Source organism: Burkholderia sp. Tr-20390 (assembly GCF_017104595.1).
Lineage (GTDB): Bacteria > Pseudomonadota > Gammaproteobacteria > Burkholderiales > Burkholderiaceae > Burkholderia.
Map to the genome: position 1 here is coordinate 37,706 of NZ_JAAGPC010000017.1, position 18,358 is coordinate 56,063.

19 protein-coding genes are annotated in these 18,358 nt (G+C 64.4%); 8 read left to right on the forward strand and 11 right to left on the reverse strand.

Annotation, left to right across the window (positions count from 1 at the left end; translation table 11 throughout):
* Positions 1-9 precede the first annotated feature (9 nt).
* The 4 genes from G3N98_RS07795 to G3N98_RS07810 all read left to right on the forward strand — a co-directional run bounded on the left by G3N98_RS07795 (position 10) and on the right by G3N98_RS07810 (position 4,929).
* A complete protein-coding gene (locus G3N98_RS07795) occupies positions 10-2,340 on the forward strand; it encodes an EAL domain-containing protein (protein ID WP_206147824.1) in 2,331 nt (776 codons plus the stop codon).
* A gap of 208 nt (positions 2,341-2,548) precedes the next feature.
* Positions 2,549-2,866 carry a co-chaperone GroES gene (locus tag G3N98_RS07800; RefSeq protein WP_089476169.1) on the forward strand — a complete coding sequence of 106 codons (318 nt, stop codon included), beginning with the start codon at positions 2,549-2,551 and terminating at the stop codon, positions 2,864-2,866.
* 75 nt (positions 2,867-2,941) lie between these two features.
* Entirely contained in the window at positions 2,942-4,564 is a 1,623-nt protein-coding gene (groL, locus tag G3N98_RS07805) for a chaperonin GroEL (protein WP_206147825.1), read from the forward strand.
* A 110-nt stretch (positions 4,565-4,674) separates the two neighbouring features.
* The gene (locus G3N98_RS07810) at positions 4,675-4,929 is read left to right on the forward strand and encodes a hypothetical protein (RefSeq protein WP_089430122.1); all 255 of its coding nucleotides are present in this window, start codon (positions 4,675-4,677) and stop codon (positions 4,927-4,929) included.
* Positions 4,930-5,030: 101 nt separating this feature from the next.
* Here G3N98_RS07810 and G3N98_RS07815 read toward each other — a convergent pair whose 3' ends face one another.
* From G3N98_RS07815 to G3N98_RS07825, 3 genes are all read right to left on the reverse strand, one after another.
* On the reverse strand, positions 5,031-5,594 hold the full coding sequence (locus tag G3N98_RS07815; RefSeq protein ID WP_089476167.1) for an Hsp20/alpha crystallin family protein: 564 nt from the start codon (positions 5,592-5,594) through the stop codon (positions 5,031-5,033).
* Between the two features lie 208 nt (positions 5,595-5,802).
* A complete protein-coding gene (locus tag G3N98_RS07820) occupies positions 5,803-6,210 on the reverse strand; it encodes an Hsp20/alpha crystallin family protein (protein WP_089476166.1) in 408 nt (135 codons plus the stop codon).
* A gap of 15 nt (positions 6,211-6,225) precedes the next feature.
* Positions 6,226-6,666, reverse strand: coding sequence for an Hsp20/alpha crystallin family protein (locus G3N98_RS07825; protein ID WP_089433695.1), 441 nt, complete (start codon positions 6,664-6,666; stop codon positions 6,226-6,228).
* Positions 6,667-6,921: 255 nt separating this feature from the next.
* Between G3N98_RS07825 and G3N98_RS07830 the strand changes: the two genes are divergently transcribed.
* The 3 genes from G3N98_RS07830 to G3N98_RS39710 all read left to right on the forward strand — a co-directional run bounded on the left by G3N98_RS07830 (position 6,922) and on the right by G3N98_RS39710 (position 9,519).
* Positions 6,922-7,305, forward strand: a complete 384-nt coding sequence (locus G3N98_RS07830; RefSeq protein WP_089429691.1) for a hypothetical protein — start codon at positions 6,922-6,924, stop codon at positions 7,303-7,305.
* Positions 7,306-7,590: 285 nt separating this feature from the next.
* The gene (locus G3N98_RS07835; protein WP_206147826.1) at positions 7,591-8,883 is read left to right on the forward strand and encodes a divalent metal cation transporter; all 1,293 of its coding nucleotides are present in this window, start codon (positions 7,591-7,593) and stop codon (positions 8,881-8,883) included.
* Between the two features lie 282 nt (positions 8,884-9,165).
* The gene (locus G3N98_RS39710; RefSeq protein WP_241025803.1) at positions 9,166-9,519 is read left to right on the forward strand and encodes a hypothetical protein; all 354 of its coding nucleotides are present in this window, start codon (positions 9,166-9,168) and stop codon (positions 9,517-9,519) included.
* 283 nt (positions 9,520-9,802) lie between these two features.
* Here the strand turns inward: G3N98_RS39710 and G3N98_RS07845 are convergent, their stop codons facing one another.
* The 5 genes from G3N98_RS07845 to G3N98_RS07865 all read right to left on the reverse strand — a co-directional run bounded on the left by G3N98_RS07845 (position 9,803) and on the right by G3N98_RS07865 (position 14,175).
* Positions 9,803-11,173 carry an MFS transporter gene (locus G3N98_RS07845; RefSeq protein WP_206147827.1) on the reverse strand — a complete coding sequence of 457 codons (1,371 nt, stop codon included), beginning with the start codon at positions 11,171-11,173 and terminating at the stop codon, positions 9,803-9,805.
* A gap of 198 nt (positions 11,174-11,371) precedes the next feature.
* On the reverse strand, positions 11,372-11,686 hold the full coding sequence (locus tag G3N98_RS07850) for a hypothetical protein (RefSeq protein ID WP_046546935.1): 315 nt from the start codon (positions 11,684-11,686) through the stop codon (positions 11,372-11,374).
* 226 nt (positions 11,687-11,912) lie between these two features.
* Positions 11,913-12,614 (reverse strand): hypothetical protein, encoded by a 702-nt coding sequence (locus G3N98_RS07855; protein WP_206147828.1) that lies wholly within the window; start codon positions 12,612-12,614, stop codon positions 11,913-11,915.
* Complete coding sequence (locus tag G3N98_RS07860) at positions 12,602-13,291, reverse strand: hypothetical protein (protein WP_206147829.1); 690 nt, start codon at positions 13,289-13,291, stop codon at positions 12,602-12,604. The genes G3N98_RS07855 and G3N98_RS07860 overlap by 13 nt, the downstream gene beginning before the upstream one ends.
* A 266-nt stretch (positions 13,292-13,557) precedes the next feature.
* Positions 13,558-14,175: a DUF2878 domain-containing protein gene (locus G3N98_RS07865; protein WP_206147830.1), complete on the reverse strand. Its 618-nt coding sequence runs from the start codon at positions 14,173-14,175 to the stop codon at positions 13,558-13,560.
* 355 nt (positions 14,176-14,530) lie between these two features.
* Here G3N98_RS07865 and G3N98_RS07870 point away from each other — a divergent pair, with 355 nt between their 5' ends.
* Entirely contained in the window at positions 14,531-15,490 is a 960-nt protein-coding gene (locus G3N98_RS07870) for an alpha/beta hydrolase (protein ID WP_206147831.1), read from the forward strand.
* Between the two features lie 85 nt (positions 15,491-15,575).
* Here the strand turns inward: G3N98_RS07870 and G3N98_RS07875 are convergent, their stop codons facing one another.
* The 3 genes from G3N98_RS07875 to G3N98_RS07885 all read right to left on the reverse strand — a co-directional run bounded on the left by G3N98_RS07875 (position 15,576) and on the right by G3N98_RS07885 (position 18,325).
* Complete coding sequence (locus G3N98_RS07875; RefSeq protein WP_206147832.1) at positions 15,576-16,547, reverse strand: MerR family transcriptional regulator; 972 nt, start codon at positions 16,545-16,547, stop codon at positions 15,576-15,578.
* A 225-nt stretch (positions 16,548-16,772) separates the two neighbouring features.
* Positions 16,773-17,477, reverse strand: a complete 705-nt coding sequence (locus tag G3N98_RS07880; RefSeq protein WP_206147856.1) for a sigma-70 family RNA polymerase sigma factor — start codon at positions 17,475-17,477, stop codon at positions 16,773-16,775.
* 116 nt (positions 17,478-17,593) lie between these two features.
* Positions 17,594-18,325 carry a GTP cyclohydrolase I gene (locus G3N98_RS07885; RefSeq protein ID WP_206147833.1) on the reverse strand — a complete coding sequence of 244 codons (732 nt, stop codon included), beginning with the start codon at positions 18,323-18,325 and terminating at the stop codon, positions 17,594-17,596.
* Between the last annotated feature and the right edge of the window lie 33 nt (positions 18,326-18,358).

Sequence of the window (18,358 nt, forward strand, 5' to 3'; positions counted from 1 at the left end):
CAGGCTCACATGAAAATCCTCTACGCACGGATGGCAAGACTGGCAAGACTCGCGGCGCCGGACCGGAACCCGGACCTGCTCGCGGCGCAATACCGGGTATTCGCCGGCCAGATCCCGGTGTCGTACCTGATCCTCATCTCGAGCACCTGGAGCCTTGCCGTCACGCACCTCGGCAGCACGCCGTGGTGGCTGTCGGTCGCGATGCCGGCCGCGATGACGCTCGCGGCGCTCGCGCGGCTGCTGCACTGGCACCGCACCCGGCTGCTGGAGCCGACGCCGGACACCGTGATGCGCGCGCTCACGGTCACGAACTGGCTGGTGATCCCGGTCGCGGTGACGTTCACCACCTGGGCGCTGCTGCTGTTCCCGTACGGCGATGCGTGGCAAAAAGCCCAGGTGGCGTTCTACATGGCGATCACGATGATCGGTTGCGTCTTCAGCCTGATGTACCTGCGGACGGCCGCGCTGAGCGTGGCCTTGATCGTCAACGTCGCGTTCATCGTGTTCTTCATCTCGACCGGCCAGCCGACGCTCGTCGCCACCGCGGTCAACATGGCCTTCGTGTCGGCGTCGCTGATCGCCGTCATCTCCGTCAACTACCGGAGCGTCCTGCGCACCGTCGACGCGCAGGACGAATCGCGTCTGCGCGAGCAGGCGCAGACGCGGCTGATGCGGATGATCGACGACATGCCGGTGGCCGTGATGACGGCCGACCCCGAGACGTTCCGCATCAACTACCTGAACGCGACGTCGCGCAACCTGCTGCGCTCGATCGAGCACCTGCTGCCGATCCGCGCGGACGACGCGCTTGGCGCGTCGATCGACTTCTTCCACCCGCACCCGCAGCACCAGCGCCGCCTGCTCGCCGATCCGGCGAACCTGCCGCATCGCGCCCGCATTCCGCTCGGGCCGGAAGTGCTCGACATCCAGGTCTCGGCCGTGCGCGACGCCCAGGGGCGCTACATCGGCCCGATGCTGTCGTGGTCGATCGTCACGCAGCAGGCCGAGGCGGAGGCGCGCATTCACCAGCTCGCGCATCACGATTCGCTCACCGGCCTGCCGAACCGCGCGACCTTCCTGGCCGAATTCGACGCGAGCCTGCGCCGCTCGGACAAGCTGCTCGCGCTGCTGTTCATCGACCTCGACGGTTTCAAGCTGATCAACGATGCGTGCGGGCATTCGGCGGGCGACGCGGTGCTGCGCCAGGTCGCGGAGCGCCTGCGCGGGCAGTGCCCCGAGCCGGGGATGATGCTGGGGCGCATCGGCGGCGACGAATTCGCGGTGCTGCTGCGCGACACCGACGCGGACCGCGCGATGGGCGCGGCCGCGCGGCTCGTCGACACGCTCGTCGCCCCCTATGCGCCGTCGCCCGACCGGCCGTTCCGCATCGGTGCGTCGATCGGCTGCGTGCTGGCGCCGCATCACGGCAACGACGCCGGCGCGCTGCTGTCCCGCGCGGACATGGCGCTCTATGCGGCCAAGAAAGCCGGGAAGGGCACCTACCGGATGTTCTCGCCGGACATGGAATCGAGCGCGCAGGAGCGGGTCGCGCTCGAATCGAAGCTGCGCGTCGCGCTGGACGAGAACCAGGGGCTGTACGTGTTCTACCAGCCGATCGTGGATGTCCTCACCCGCCAGATCACGGCGCGCGAGGCGCTGCTGCGCTGGCATCATCCGCGCACCGGCTGGATTTCGCCGGGCTGCTTCATTCCGGTGGCCGAGCGCGGCGGCCTGATCGACCGGCTCGGCCGCTTCGTGCTCGAGCAGGCCTGCCGGGAGGCGGCGCGCTGGCCCGACGGTGCGCGCGTTGCCGTCAACGTGTCGGCGGGGCAGCTCGGCCACGGCACGATCGCGCCGACCTTGGCGGCGGCGCTGGCCGGCGCGGGCCTCGCGCCCGACCGGCTGGAAATCGAGGTGACGGAAACCGCGCTGCTGCACGACGAGGGCAAGGCCATCGCGGACCTGCGCGCACTGCGTTCGATGGGCGTGCGCGTCGCCCTCGATGACTTCGGCACCGGCTTCTCGTCGCTCGCGCATCTGCGCGCGTTCCCGTTCGACAAGATCAAGATCGACGGCAGCTTCGTGCGCGATGCGGTCACGCGCCCGGACTGCGCGGCCGTCGTGCGCACGGTGGCCGATCTCGGCAAGCGCCTCGGCGTGACGACCGTCGCGGAAGGCGTCGAGACGGAGGAGCAACTGGCGTGCATCACCGATGCCGGCTGCCGTGAGGTGCAGGGCTTCCTGATCGGCAAGCCCGCGCCGGGCGAGCAGGATGCGCCGGCCATCCGCTGGATCGAGCGGGCCGCGCTGGCGGCGCAGGCCACGGCCAGGCAGGCGTGAGCGGCGGCGGGACGGCCACGGCCAGCGTCTTGGCGGGATGAAACAATTTGTTACAAAGAGCCCATTTCGTCCCCCTTGAAGTGGGCGACCCGCACCTCTATTTCGCTTTCCGCCAGACAGTGGCACGGCTGCCCGGCAGCGGCGCTTGCGTCGCCATGCCCGGCAGGCGGATTCCTTTTTCGAACCTTTAATCGCTCAGGAGATGAGAATGCAGATTCGTCCCCTCTACGACCGGGTTATCGTCAAGCGAATCGAGACGCAGCGGACGACGGCCTCGGGCATCGTGATTCCCGATTCGGCCGCGGAAAAGCCCGAGCAGGGTGAAGTCGTCGCGGTCGGCAGTGGCCGGCTGCTGCAGGATGGAACGCTTCGCGCGCTCCAGTTGAAAGCGGGTGACCAGGTTCTCTTCGGCAAATACGCGGGCCAGACCGTCAAGGTCGATGGCGAGGAACTCCTCGTCATGCGCGAGGAAGACGTCATGGGCGTCCTCGAAACCGATACCGGCGCGTCCCGCCAGGCCGCCTGAGATCCCGGGCAGATTGCGAACCCCACCGGGTGTTCGCGACACATCGCATCAACGACTTCTATCCAGAGCCACAAGATGAGTGCAAAAGACGTCAAATTCCACGACAGCGCCCGCGCCCGTATCGTCGACGGCGTGAACGTGCTGGCCGATGCCGTGAAGGTCACGCTCGGGCCGAAAGGCCGCAACGTGGTGATCGAGCGCAGCTTCGGCGCGCCCACCATCACGAAGGACGGCGTGTCGGTCGCGAAGGAAATCGAGCTGAAGGACCGCTTCGAAAACATGGGCGCGCAGATCGTCAAGCAGGTCGCATCGAAGACCGCCGACGTGGCCGGCGACGGCACCACCACGGCCACCGTGCTCGCGCAGGCGATCGTGCAGGAAGGCATGAAGCACGTTGCCGCCGGCATGAATCCGATGGACCTCAAGCGCGGCATCGACAAGGCCGTGGCCGCCGTGCTGGATGAACTGCGCAAACTGTCCAAGCCGATTTCCACGAACCGGGAAATCACGCAGGTGGGTTCGATCTCCGCCAACTCCGACGAGGCGATCGGCAAAATAATCGCGGACGCCATGGAGAAGGTCGGCAAGGAGGGGGTCATCACGGTCGAGGACGGCAAGTCCCTCGAGAACGAGCTGGATGTCGTCGAAGGGATGCAGTTCGATCGCGGCTACGTCAGCCCCTACTTCATCAACGATCCGGAAAAGCAGGCGGCGTATCTGGACGACGCGCTGATCCTGTTGCACGACAAGAAGATCTCGAACGTCCGGGATCTGCTGCCGATCCTCGAGGCGGCCTCCAAGGCAGGCAAGCCGCTGCTGATCGTTGCCGAAGACGTCGATGGCGAAGCGCTGGCCACGCTCGTGGTCAACGCGATGCGAGGCATCCTCAAGGTCGTGGCCGTCAAGGCGCCCGGCTTCGGTGACCGGCGCAAGGCCATGCTGGAAGACATCGCCATCCTCACCGGCGCAACCGTCATCTCGGAAGAAACCGGCAAGCAACTGCAGAAGGCCACGCTCGACGACCTCGGCGGCGCGAAGCGTGTCGAGGTTCGCAAGGACGACACGATCATCATCGACGGCGCGGGCGACGCGCAGCACATCGAGGCGCGCGTGAAGTCCATCCGTGCACAGATCGACGAAGCCACGAGCGACTACGATCGCGAGAAGCTTCAGGAACGGGTGGCGAAGCTGGCCGGCGGGGTGGCCGTCATCAAGGTTGGGGCCGCCACCGAAGTCGAAATGAAGGAGAAAAAGGATCGCGTCGACGATGCGCTGCATGCCACCCGCGCGGCGGTCGAGGAGGGCATCGTGCCGGGTGGCGGCGTGGCGCTGCTGCGCGCGCGTTCCACGGCGACGGGCCTGAAGGGCGCCAACGGCGATCAGGACGCGGGCATTCAGATCGTGCTGCGCGCGCTCGAAGCGCCGCTGCGCGTGATCGCCGCGAATGCCGGGGATGAACCGTCGGTCGTCGTGGCTAAAGTGCTTGAAGGCAAGGGCAACTTTGGCTACAACGCGGCCACCGGTGAATATGGCGATCTTGTCGAGGCGGGAGTGGTCGATCCGACCAAGGTCACGCGCACGGCATTGCAGAACGCCGCATCGATTGCCGGACTCATTCTGACGACGGACGCAACGGTCGCCGAAGCGCCGAAGGACCCGAAACCGGGGCAGTCGGTCGCACCTGAGTTCGAGCACTGACCCCGGCAGCGGGTCGTGTACGCACCGGCCAACAGTCGCGGCCGGTGCAAGTCGTTTGGCGCCGCGGGCTGCCTCACCTCATGCGGCGCCTCTTTTTGCCGATGATCGACATGAAACTCGAACTTTGCATCGACTCGAAACCGCTCGACATCGAGCTTGACGACGTCGTGGCAGGACTGCTGGCTGTTCGGCTCGATTTGCCGGCAAACGCCGATCACCGGGACGCCATCACCCGTTATCTCAACGAGAAGGGGGCGCCCTGGAGCCTCGACGCGGACCACATGCGCCGACGGATTCTGCGCCGACTGATCCTCGACATCGCCGATCCGGCACTCGTGATTCGCTATCTGATGGAGGAAGACTGAATCGGCCCCGCCGGTTCCAAGCCACACGCGGGGCATGATGCGCGTCGACATCCATCAGTTGTCCTCCTGATCCGGCCGCGTCGATGGCACGGGAAACCGGATCAGCCGATTTCGATCGTGCGACTGGTGGGCCTGGCCGGCTCCGATTTCGGTACGGTCAACGTGAGGACACCGTTGTCGAACTTTGCCAGGGTGTGCTCAGGGTCGGCATTGTCCGGCATCGGGATCGTGCGCACGAAGCTTCCATGGGCGCGCTCCAGCCGGTAGCAACCGTTTTCTTCACTGCGCACGTCTTGCCTTTTCTCTCCGCGCAGCACGATTGCGCCATCCTCGACGCTCACCTTCAGGTCTTCGCGCTCCATTCCGGGCAGTTCGGCGGTCACGCGCAGCACCGGGCCTTCATCGACGACGTCGATGCGCGGCTGGAAGCGCGATGAACTGAAGTCGCCAAACCACCGTTCGAGCGCGCCGTTGCCGGCGAACGGGTCATGAAGGAATTCCTCCATGGCGCGCCATGGTTCTCGTGAAAACAGTCGCGAAATGTCGGGCCACGACGCACGCCCCGGCTCGCCTGTCGGCGGACTGTCCGGGCCTTCCGGATCGGACTTGCGGGTGGCCCCGCGAAGGAACTTGAACGGGTTCCACTTTTTCGGATCGGCATTCATGGCGTCCTCCGATTGATCTCCAGTCTGTTTTGAGCCTGGCGTAGCCGTCCGGTGCGGACACGCGCGCCGTGATTCGCGTCACGGGGATCGTGCGGATCCGGAGCGCGTGTCCTCACCCCTACGCCTGCGTCGACTCAGGCAGCGAAGCGTCGCTGATCCTGTTCTGCGTCGACGGAGGGGCGCGTGCTGCGCCTTGGCTCATGACGCGTCAGCGGGTCTTGATTTCGATGCGTCGTGGACGCGCTTCGTCGCGGCGCGGGATGGTCAGCTTCAGCACCCCGTCCTGAAGGCTCGCCTCGATCCTGGACGAGTCGAGATCCGCCGACAGCGTAAACGTGCGGGCGAAGTGCGGCTCCCGAACCTCGGCATGCTGAAGCCGCAGATTGGCCGGCGTCGGCACCACGGCCTCGGCCTCGATCAGGAGGCTGCTGTCGTGAACCTTCACGTCCAGCTTGTCCTTCGTCACGCCGGGCAAATCGGCCCACAGCGTGACGCCTTGACTGTCCTCGTATACGTCGACGGCCGGCACGAGTGTCATCCGGCGCACGGCCTGTTCGGTATCGCGACGCGCAACGGCGGACGAGTCGCGTTCCGCCAGTTGGGTAGTGTCTTTCATGATCGGCTCCTTCTCTTACTGGACAGCGATGGCACGCGGCCGGGACGATTCACGCTTGCCAATGCTGATGGATAGACACCCGTTTTCGTAGTGCGCCTGGACCTTGTCGGGATCGGCGGCCTCGGGCAGCTCGATGACCCGCCGGAACGTTCCGGCAAAGCGCTCTTGCGCATAGGTGCGCCGCTCACCCCCGGTGTCGCGTTGTGCCGATTTGCGTTCGCCGCCAATGGTCAGCAGTCCCTTGTCGATCGACACATCGAGCGCGGCGGCGTCGACGCCGGGCGCGAACGCGACGATCTCGATTGAATCGTCTGTCGCACCGATATTGATCTGAGGGAACGTGCCGAAACGGCTCGCGCGAATGCTGGACGGGAAACCGCCGAAGCGTTGCGCCATCTGTTGCTGCAGGCGGTCGAACTCGCTGAAGAGGTCGGTTCCGAAATAGAGATCGCTCATGATCTTATCCTCCTGGCTTGTCGCAGCATGGAGGCGAACGGGCCTACGCGCTCCAGTTCGCCTGCCGGACTGCATGGCAAACAAATCGAAACACGCAGCGCGCGGAATGAAGCGACCCGCGCGTCTGCCTGAGCGAAACTTAAGATAGGAATTCTGCGGAGAATTTCAAGGGGGAAACCGCCATTTTTTGCCCTTGAAATTGTCGCGCTGGACCCTATCATCGCGGCGAATCGGTACTGCGTTACGGAGGGCGCCATGGAATTCGACACGGACTGGATTACGCTCGGCAGACACCGTATTCGGCTGCGTTCGACGAGGGGGTTTCCGACCGAGTCGATGCGCACCGTGGCGGAAGTCGTCCGACTTGCGATCGACAACAACATGAGTGCGCGGGCTCGACTCGTCGAGGTCGTCTGCCGGCAGGAAAAGACTTACGACGTCGTCGTGGGCACCACGATGGCGGAGGACAAGTTTTGTGCGCCGCAACTCGAAGCGGCCGTCGCGGTGGTGCTGGGCCTGTTGCCTGACCAGATCAACATCACGGTTACGCCCGTCACGCAAAAGGAGGTCGATCTGCACTTCGGCGTGTATGAGCGGATGCTGTCGGAGAAGCTGGGTACGACGTCGCCGATCCAATGATCGGCCGGGCCTGCACGGGGCGGGGCGATGCGGTGGCCTCCAGCCGGATCGCCCGTTGCGTCACCGTGCAGCGACCCGGTCGGGATCGATCTCCCGATGGAGGGCAGGCGGACCACGCGACAGGCAGCTGTCCCGCCGGACCAGCGTGACTCGAAACATCACGCAGAAACAAGCGTGAGGGGGAGCCTCGCGTGATCCACGAGGATCGAACCACCGCGCGTATCGGATGGCGACCGTATTGGACGGGTATGTGAATTGCTGAGGCCGTATCGGGAGGCCGCCATCATGAACGACCCTGAACCGCTCGAATTCGAGAAAACCGCGCCTAAGGCCGCCGGCCCGAACTGGCTACGTCGCCTTGGCCCCGGCTTGATTACCGGCGCGGCCGACGACGATCCGTCGGGCATTGGTACGTATTCGCAAGCCGGCGCGCAGTTCGGATTCGAATTGCTATGGACCCTCCTCCTGACCTACCCGCTCATGACGGCCATACAACTGGTGAGCGCGCGGATCGGGCGAGTGACCGGCAAGGGGCTCGCATCGAACATGCGGGCTCACTACCCGATGTGGCTGCTCTATAGCGCGGTCGTGCTGTTGATGATCGCCAACGTCATCAACATCGCCGCCGACCTGTCGGCGATGGGCGCCGCGGCCGGCTTGCTGTTCCCCGGGCCGCACCAGCTCTACGTGGTCGGGCTGGGTGGCCTGTCGGTCGTGCTTCAGGTGTTCGTTCCCTATGAACGGTACGCACGCCTTCTCAAGTGGACGGCGCTGATCCTGCTCGCTTATGTGGCGGTGGCGTTGATCGTCCCGATCCGGTGGAGCGAGGTGGGCCGTGCGATCGTATGGCCGCATATCGTGCTGCAATCGGACTACCTCACGACGGTCGTCGCTGTCCTCGGTACGACCATCAGCCCGTACCTGTTCTTCTGGCAGGCCTCGCAGGAAGTCGAGGAACTGCAATCCGCGCCGCGCGAGGGGCCGCTTCGCCGCGTTCCCCACCAGGCCCCGGCACAACTGCGCCGAATCAGTTTCGATACCTGGCTGGGGATGGGCGTATCGAATGTCATTGCCTTCTTCATCGTGCTCACCGCGGCGGCTACGCTGCATGCGCACCACATCGAGGTCAAGACGTCGGCTGACGCCGCGCGGGCCCTTGCGCCGATCGCGGGTCGCTTCGCTTATATGCTGTTCGCGCTCGGGATCGTCGGCACCGGCCTGCTGGCGCTGCCGGTGCTCGCCGGATCGACCGCATACGCGGCGGCCGGCACATTCCGCTGGCGCAATAGCCTCGCCCTGAAGTTGACGCTCGCGCGAGAATTCTATGCGGTCATCGCATTGGCGACCGTGGGTGGCGTTGCCATCACGTTCATGCATTTCGATCCGATCCGTGCGTTGTATTGGAGCGCCGTGATCAACGGGGTAACGGCGGTCCCCATCATGGTCATCATGATGCTGATGGCTCGGAGCAAGCGGGTCATGGGCGAATTCGCCGTTGCGGGACCGCTTGCGTGGGGAGGGTGGCTTGCAACACTTGCAATGGCAATTGCAGCCGTGGGGATTTTTGTGCCGGGATGACGTCCATCCGGCGGCTCGGGCGTCGCAAAAAAGATCGATTGGCTCAGCGTCCCATCCCCGCATGTCGGCCTTCGATGCGTTGCTGGTGCCGTTCGGTTTCGGTATTCGACGCTACCCGATTCATTCGTGAAACGACCGGCACGGGTGTTCACCTGGAACGGCAAAAGGACGAAGGGGCGCGGAGCGGTGACGCGTGACCTTGGCGACCGCCGAGCAAACTGAACTCGAAGCGCTGCTTCTTGTCCATCACGAGTGGCTTGCGTCCACCGCTACCTTGAGGCGATGGAGCAGGCGGCCCGGGCGCCGGCCGCTGCGGTGCATGCGGCAAGCAAGGCGATGGCGGGGATTGACCTCGCGCGCCGCGTCATCGCAGCGACATCTTTCTCGCGTAAATCTATGGCACTTCGCCAGTCGGCGAGGGGCCGTTTTTCTCAAGGAATACCGACCATGGCGGCAAAACGCCTTCGCATCAACATGATTACCCGTCGCCAGTCGACGTTCGATGGCCGGCATCTCGACACCGAGGCGGCACGCCGCTTCGACGCGCACACGCAGGACGCGACGCCTGCTCATCTGAAAGGCACGCAGGGCGCCGAGGCCGAATGGCAACCGCGCGTGAAGGTCAGCGAACGATAATCCGGCGACGCCGGACGAGCCGCCGCGCGATAGCGGCGATCGCGCCGTCCGGCGGTTTCTTCAATTTCAGTCCAGGTGAAACGCGCTTGCCGAACCGCGCGTGCCGGATCACGAACGTCGCGGCACGCGTATCGCGCCTCATCATCACACCCGTGCCGGACCGCTCGGCGCGCCGGCCCGCCAAAGGCGTTTCGATGCACCCGCAAGCAACGTCCGTCTCGCGCCCGTGACGCGATGGGATCGTGGCTGCAGGCGTCATCGCCGGCCTGAGCGGGCCCATTCGTCAAGTGACCGGCGGCGCGTGCCCGTGATCCCCCAATCCCCGAGCGTCGTCGTATTCCCGCGAAATATCCTTGTTCGTATAGTCCCCGAGCTTCGACGCGGCGACCACGCTCAGCACCGCACACACCAGCACGTACGCCGCGATCGCATACCCCGAGTGGTAGTAGGCAAACAGCGCGGTCGCGATCAGCGGTGCCGGGCCACCGGCAATGACCGACGCGAGCTGATAACCCATCGACGCGCCGCTATACCGCAGCCGCCCGGTGAACGATTCGGCGATCAATGCAGCCTGCGGCCCATACATCATCGAATGCGGGACCAGCGACAACACGATCGCCACGAAGATCCACACCGGGTTCCGGCTATCGACCATCGCGAAGTAGACGAATCCGAACACGCCGACGGCAGCCGCACCGATCATGTACATCCGCCGCCGGCCGATCAGATCCGACACGTGCCCGAACAGCGGAATGGTGACGAACTCGACCACGGAGGCGGCCAGCACAGCGGCCAGCAGCAGTTCGCGCGTGACGCCCAGCGCCGTGATCCCGTAAGTGAACACGAACGCCGTATAGATGTAGAAGGGCGCCTGTTCGGCCATCCGCGCAAACGCCGACAGCACGATATCCCGCGGCTGCTTGCGCAGCACTTCGAGCATCGGCGTCTTCTCGATCCGGCGCTCGGCCAGCAGCTTCGCGAAGATCGGCGTCTCGAGAATATTCAGGCGGATATAGAGCCCGATCGCCACCAGCACGACGCTGAGGAAAAACGGCACGCGCCAGCCCCACGTCAGGAATGCGCTGCCGGAAAACCAGCTCATGGCCAGCACGGCAAGGTTGGCGAGAAACAAGCCCGCCGGCACGCCGAACTGCGGCCACGATGCGACGAAACCGCGATGCGCATTGGTGCGCGCCCACTCCATCGACATCAGGACCGAGCCGCCCCATTCGCCGCCCACGCCGACGCCCTGGATGAAACGCAATACCGTGAGGATGACGGCGCCCCAGATGCCGATCGCGGCGTAGGTCGGAACGAACGCCACGGCGAACGTGGCGAGCCCCATCAGCAACAGGGTCACGATCAGTGTGGCCTTGCGGCCGATGCGGTCGCCGTAATGGCCGAAGATCGCCGCGCCGACCGGTCGTGCGACGAAGCCGACGGCATAGATCAGGAACGCCTGCAGCGTACCGACGAGTGGGTGGGATTGCGGGAAGTACAGCTTTGCGAAGACCAGGCCGGTGACCGTGCTGTAGAGGAAGAAGTCATACCATTCGATCGTGGTGCCAATCGTGCTGGCGATGACGGCGCGGCGTAACTGGCGCCGGGCTTCCTCGTCGGAGAGGGGCGTGGCCGCGGATTGCATGGCAGCCATTTTGATATCTCCCGGAACAGGGCGATAGAGAAATTAACCATACGCCCCGCGACAGGTTCCGGCAAGCGCGGGCGACGCATGGCTGCCTCGCTGCCCGGGTCATTCTTTCAGCGATCCTTAAATATCATAATATGACGTTTGACCGTCATTCGCCGCGGCAGCGTGATCAGCGGTGGACCAACCAGGCCTGCTCACCATTTATGCGTCTTTCAGCCAGGGCATTTCCACGGGTGACACGACCAGTTGCCGGAATTCGCGTTTCAGATCGAAGATGAACCCGACCAGGATCATGGAATCGGCGTAAGGAATCGGAAAGACATGCGGGTTTTCCGGCGTACGCAACGGGCGCTCGGGGCTGTCGACCGTCGCCGCGGCGTTCTCGCGAACGCTTTCCAGTTCGTCGGCCATGGCCGGGCCACTGATTTGCAGCACACGGCTACGCAGGTCACTGAAGGGCTCGATGCGCGCAGCGTCTTCGTGGTATTCGGGCACTTCGTAAACGAACCAGGACATTTTCGTCTCCTGTGAGAAGGGGCGCTATTTTAACGCTGCGCGAGGATGCACCGAGAGTCGGCCAGGTTGTGCGGCGGCCGAGGTTGCTCGAGGTGGCCTCACGCATCCCGGTAAGCCGGTCTGGCCAGCGATAACGCACGCCGCGATCCGAATGGACCACAGGCCGGCTGTTGCTGCGATCGATTGCTTCGATGGCGGCATCGAGCATCGTGTTCACGAGCCCGGTTTACCCTTCCTGCTTGAGCGCGGCAGACATGTACTGCTCGCGGACTGCCAATCCCCCGTATGGCAGGTGGGATGCGGTGACCGTCGCTACGTAATCCGAATAGGCGTAGCTTACCCGTGCAACCGCCACGGGTTTGCCTATCAGCGATTCCAGCGTGGTATCTCCCGACACCGATGTGGGTGCGCCGAGCACATCGTGCAGATGCCGGACGGCGATCTGCCAGCTCAGTCGTGTTTCCTCCACGGACATGTCGCGACGGTACACATTGATGGCCATCAACGTGCGATCCGGCGCGAAACTGAACCATATTTCGCTCACGGGTGGGCCAGTCGAGCCGAGCATTTCTGCAGGTACGCCTCGACAGCGCAGGTAGCGTAAGCCTCGGGTCAATTCGACGCACTGCGCGTGGTATCGCGGCATTTTTTCCAGCACGTCCGCTTCCGTACTGCGATCAAGCTGCAGGCCGAACGCAGGACGTTGCGGGGCCGCTGATACACCCTTCTCCTGCAAAATGGCTTTGTTCCGAATCGACAGCACCGTTCGGGAATCGACGGAATCCACTGGACACTTCACGCCCAGCTCGGTGAGGAGCCGTCGCCCTTGGGTCGTGTGCAACCAGCCGATGCCGGCAACACTCACGGAGAGTGCCGCAGCGACCCACGCGATCACGTGGGTCCTTCGCACCGCCGTCAGCCCGTACATGATGTTGCAACCGTCGGGGGAAGATACACCGGGCCGCCGGGTGTGGCGCTGATGATGGTATTACGCAAATTGAAGAGGATAGGTACCGCACTGAACTGGAATTTTGTGCCGACCGGGATGCCGGCCGAGTTTTTCTCGGTGAGCGTGTACGTTCCATTTGTCGTCGACGTCAGGGCGGCAAAGTCTGCGGCCGGGAGTTTGCTTTGCAGCGTCGCGACGAGATCCACCATGAACTGGTCGAACACGCAGCCTGGAACGCCGACGTCGTTATGGGCTGTCGTCATGTCTTGACACATCTCCGGTTGAGCGTCGATGTCTCCGGCCACCTTGACGGGGCCTGGGTAGGTGTACGGACCGCCGAGGAGCGCTTCAAACTGCAGCGTGAGACAGGCTTCAAGCCGCGCAGGGGTGTCATGGGCGGCACTGCTGTGGCTGGCATTACCGGTTACCGCCGAGAAATAGGGCGCTTCGACCGGGTCCGCCAACAGGCCTGCGACAGCTGCATCGACCACGCCGGCCACCACGCCGGGGGCAGCCGAATCACCGCCGAGCGCGGCCCAGATGGCCTGATTCTCCGGATGTTGGGCTGCCACGGGCGCAATGTCATCTCCGCCTCCGCAAGCGCTGAGCGCGAACGGCGCCGCTGCGGCAACGACGATACCGATGAAAAGCTTCATGAGTTGTCTCCTCTGGATGCCATCGCGACGCCATTTCCCGAGGTGGGACGCCAAGCACCTTGGCTGGATGACATACGCAGATACGATGGAGGCGCGAGAGCGGATGCAGCGGCGGGTTTGCCGTGATAGAGCAGGGAATACGAGAATTTTCTTCATCCGAGTTCACTAAAGAACTCGTTCAACGACTCATTTTTGGCATCGTCAACGCGAACGATTCGCGTGCTTCGCATGATCGGAGATAAAGCCGGCTTGCGAGGCTCCCGGCTCTATCCGGCGCGGGCGTCGTTCATGTCGTCTGCGCCGGTTGGCGCAGGAGAATGGGGCGTTACGCCATCCCAATGGCTTGCAATCGCAAGCGCGGCCGGCAAGATGAACGCCCAGCCGGTTGCGACAACGACGAGCGCTGCGGCCGGATCCTTGAAATGAACGGCTCCCAGCGCCGCACCAGCGCGAAAGGACGCCGGGCCGACGATTGCGCCGACGAGCGCCGAAATGAGCGGTCGCGCTCGAAGCCAGTGCAGCACGGTATTGAGTTGAATCGCGAACAGCGCCCACAACCCCGCGAGCCAGTACGGCGCTGTCCCTTTGAGAAAAACGCCGTTCGGGTACACGAGCAGGCCGGAATGGGCAACGGCGCTGTCCCATAACCATCCGGACACCGTGACCGTGATCACAATCCGCGCCTCGGATGTGGGTCGACGCGCGAAGAGAAGATGGCCGACTGTCGCGATCAGCGCATAGGTGACGCCCCACGCGGCGTGATGCGATGCGGCCGTCATCACGCAGACCAGCCATCCTGTTTGGGTCGTCGCGAGATAGACGTATACGCGAACGGCCCCAGACTTTTGCGTGCCGGACGTCAGTTGATTGGGAGTGCTTCTCATGATCGTCCGCGCGGGCTCGGCAACGGCATGGTCGCCATGCCACCCCGTCGACGTTGCATCTCGGGGAAAACGGCAGGTAGAACGTTCATGGCAGACTGGTCTCGCTATCGTCGACGAGCGGATCCACCGCCGTACGATTGCGTCGCACGGAGCGATTGCCGGCATTCCGCGCTGATTCATCTATCCATTTCACATACGACGCTCCATTGCGGACGGATGCACTTGCGCAGGGAAGATCGGGATGTCGTTAAGGGGGGCGGCTGCCGTGCGATGCCTGCATCCGCTTGCGCGCAAGCTCCGTAAACCACATACAAGGCGGCGGATGCGGCCGGAATCGTCAGGTGTGAGGATCTTCATGAACATGAAAGTCGGACTTGCCGTCCTGTCGGTGCTGCTCGCGGCCGGTCTCCTTGCCGCGTGTAGCCCGGTGCGGCTCCTGAATGCGCTGACGCCGAGCTACACGTTCAGCCTTTTCGCCGGTATCCCGTACGGATCCGGCGAACGCCACGTGCTCGACGTCTACTTGCCCACGCGCGTCTTGCATCACTGGCCGGCCGATGCGAGTGCGGGCGCCCCGGTGGTCGTGTTCTTTTACGGCGGAAGCTGGCAGTCCGGCGAGCGCAAGGACTATCTGTTCGTGGGAGAGGCGCTCGCGTCGAGGGGTTTTGTTGCCGTCTTACCCGACTACAGGACGTATCCGGCAACTACCTTTCCCGGTTTCGTCGACGATGCGGCGCAGGCGGTGGCGTGGGCGCGCGAGCATGCAGTTGCGTTCGGCGGCGATCCACGTCGCCTGTTTCTGATGGGGCACTCCGCGGGTGCGCAGATTGCCGCATTGCTTGCGACCGACGGCCGCTATCTGGCGGCACAGGAGATGCACAAGAGCGATATCGCCGGCGTGATTGGCCTGGCCGGGGCTTATGATTTCCTGCCGCTGCGGGACACCACGCTTGAAAGGATCTTCCCGGAGGAAGCGCGCGCCGCGAGCCAGCCCATTCGATTCATCGAGGGTACGGAGCCGCCGATGTGGCTGGCCGTCGCGGAGAACGACGCGGTGGTCGAGCCCGGCAACACGACCCGCTTCGCGCGCGCGCTGCAAGATAGGGGCGATACCGTCGTGGTCATGCGTTACAGGAACGTGAGCCATGCGTCGATCGTCGGCGTTCTGGGCGCGCCGTTGCGAGGCGTGGCGTCCGTGCTCGACGATCTCTCCGCGTTCGTGGATCGCATCGCGAATGCGTCGAATGCCGGCACCACGAGCGGGCAGCCGACATCGCCTGCCGCAGCGGCTCGGGCTTCGGTTTCGGCTCAGTGATCGAGGCAAGCCCCGCATTGCACGCGAAAGCGCATCGCCACCTGTCGTCGCGGCCAGGCCGCAACGGCCGGCGGCGCTTGCCGCGCTACAGCGCCTTCAGTTCCGGCGTGGTTCCGCCTAATCCCTCTTCGCGAAGAATGACGGCCAGCGCCGTCTCGAGCAATTCGGCTGCCCGATTCGCCGCGTCTCCAAGGTGGCGATGCAGCAGCGCATCGGCCGGCGATCGCGACACGCATTCGTCGCTGTATCGCTCGAACGCACCGAGCTGCATAATCAATTCGGAGAGATGACGCGGACACTCGCATTTGACGGTGGTGGACAGGCCGCTGAGCGACGCGAGCGTCGCTTCGTCGAAGCGTCGCCGCGTGCGCAGCCAAAGCCCGCGATCCGCGTCATTCGATTGGCGCGACTTGACGACGGCTTGCGCCAGTCTCGACATAATGGCTATCGGGTTGGTCTGGCCTTCCGTTGACCGGAACAGCTCGAACCCCGACAGGCGCGCCAGCTCGACCGCCTCTGCCGTGCCGAACGCGTACACGACGGCCACGGCGTGCGCGTTGAGCTGTTGCGCCACGGCAGCGAGCTGCGAAACGACATCCTCATGGAGCGACGTGGTCGTCGCGATGAGGGCGTCGACTGGCGTACCCGCATGCACGCTCGCGTCGTCGATCGAGTCGATTCGCGCGGCGATCCGGATTCCCAGGCGCGCGATCGCGGATTCCGGAATCGACAGCGCGCCGACGACCGCGAGGCGCACGCTTGTCTCGTGAAACGACGGGTCACGCGTATTCGTCAACGACAACGCCTCGAGTTCCTCGCGGCTCAGGCTGGCGATGGACCCGATCGCGTGGCCCTGATTGACGAGCGTTTTCAGCAAACGAATTCGCTGGACGTCGTCGTCCGAGTACATCCGTTGTCCGGACGGCGTTTTGGGCGGAGCAATCACGCCATAGCGCCTTTCCCAGATTCTCAGCGTGGCTGCCGGCATGCGCGCCAGGCGCGCGGCCTCGCCGCTGCGATAGCGGTGCGGCGTATCGCGATCCTTGCGAGGGGGCATCGTTGCTCTCCTGAAATCGACCTGCTGTTGTCTCGGGATTGTACGCAGTTTGCGTGAAATACGAAGCAGGAAAGTGATTCAATAGGCGGGTTTTCGTCCGCAAAGGTGGTTCGTGAAGCGCGAGCCGGCAGCATGCGTCGGAGCGGCACCGCTCGGTGTCGCGAGGTTGGTCAGGACGCGCGGAGGTGTTTCGAGTGTCCTCGAACCGCGAAGTGATTCACGCGCTCATGGCTCGAGATACGTCTTGAGTCGCATCAGGCTGCGGCGAATCCAGCTCTTCATCGTGCCGAGCGGCACCTGCATGCGTTCGGCCAGCTCCGCATAGGACGCGCCGCCATGAAACGCTTCCCGCAGCACATACGCCTGCCGCTTGCCCAGATGCGCGAGCCCGCGCTCCAGACGCAGGCGCTCCTGGCTTGCCTGCGCACCGAGATCGGGCGTCGGGTTTTCGTCGGGGATCGACAGCGCCAGTTCGTCGTCGAGCGGAAGCTCGCGGTGCTGCCTGATCCGGTCGATGGTCCGATTGCGTGCGAGCGTCATCAGCCATGTCATCGCCGTGCCGCGTCCGGCGTCGAATGAATCGGCGCGACGCCACGCCGTCGTGAACACGTCCTGAAGCAGGTCTTCCGCTTCGTGACGGTCGCGGATCATCCGGACGATCGCCCCGTACAGCCGCGCCGCCGTCAATCGATACAGCTGCGCGAACGCGTGCTCGTCGCCGGCGGCGACGCGCGCCAGCAATGAGTCGAGTTCCGCGTGCGGGTCGGGTGATTCGTCGGGCTGAACGACTGCATCGGCGGTGAATTCGGTTCTGCCGCCCGGGCACGACCGCCCGCGGGACGCGCCCCGGCGTGGCTGCCTGCCTGAATGCAGCGTCGTCGATCGCCCCTGGCCGGCAGACGGGCGGAGTGAATCGTGCGAACCGTTCATCGGGAACTCCGTATGGCTTTGCGCGTCCTGCTGTTGCGCGCACGCGGTGACGAGCGGGCGCGGCTCAGGGCCGGGCACGGTGCCGGCACATTCGTCACGAATGCCGGTCGCGCGCTTTACGCATTCTTTCCGGACAACAAGGCGAGAAACTCTCGGCGAAGCGATGCGTCCGCGAGAAATTTCCCGCGCATCACGCTGTTGGTCATTTTTGCCTGGTCGTCCTTGGTGCCGCGCCAATGCATGCAGAAGTGCTCGGCCTCGAGTACGACGGCAAGCCCATCGGGCGAGAGGCGCGATTCGAGGAGGTCGGCAATCTGCTTGACCGCTTCTTCCTGGATCTGTGGGCGCGTCATGACCCAGTTCACCAGCCTGCCGTACTTCGACAGGCCGATCAGATTCGACGCGGCGCTAGGCAGCACGCCGATCCAGATGCGGCCCATGATCGGGCAAAGATGATGCGAGCAGGCACTGCGCACGCGCAGCGGCCCGACGATCAGCAGCTCGTCCAGCCGCTCGACGTTCGGGAATTCGGTGACGGACGGCGCCGCGTCGTAGCGGCCCGCGAACACTTCGCGGATGAACATCTTCGCGACGCGCCGCGCGGTTTCGCGGGTGTTGTGGTCGTTGTCGACATCGATCACGAGCGAGCGCAGCACCGCTTCCATTCCCTGCGTCACTTCGTTCTGCAGAGCATCCAGCTCGCCGTCGCGCAGGTGCGCGGCGATGTTGTCGTTTGCATGGAAGCGCGCGCCCGCGCTCTCGAGCCGACGACGGATGAGGTGCGACAGGGGAATGCCCTCGTCGATCGCAGTCAGGGTGTGCTCGGGAGCGTCGATCAAATTGCCCATTTCGGTTCTTTTCTCGAGGTTAGGGAGTCATGC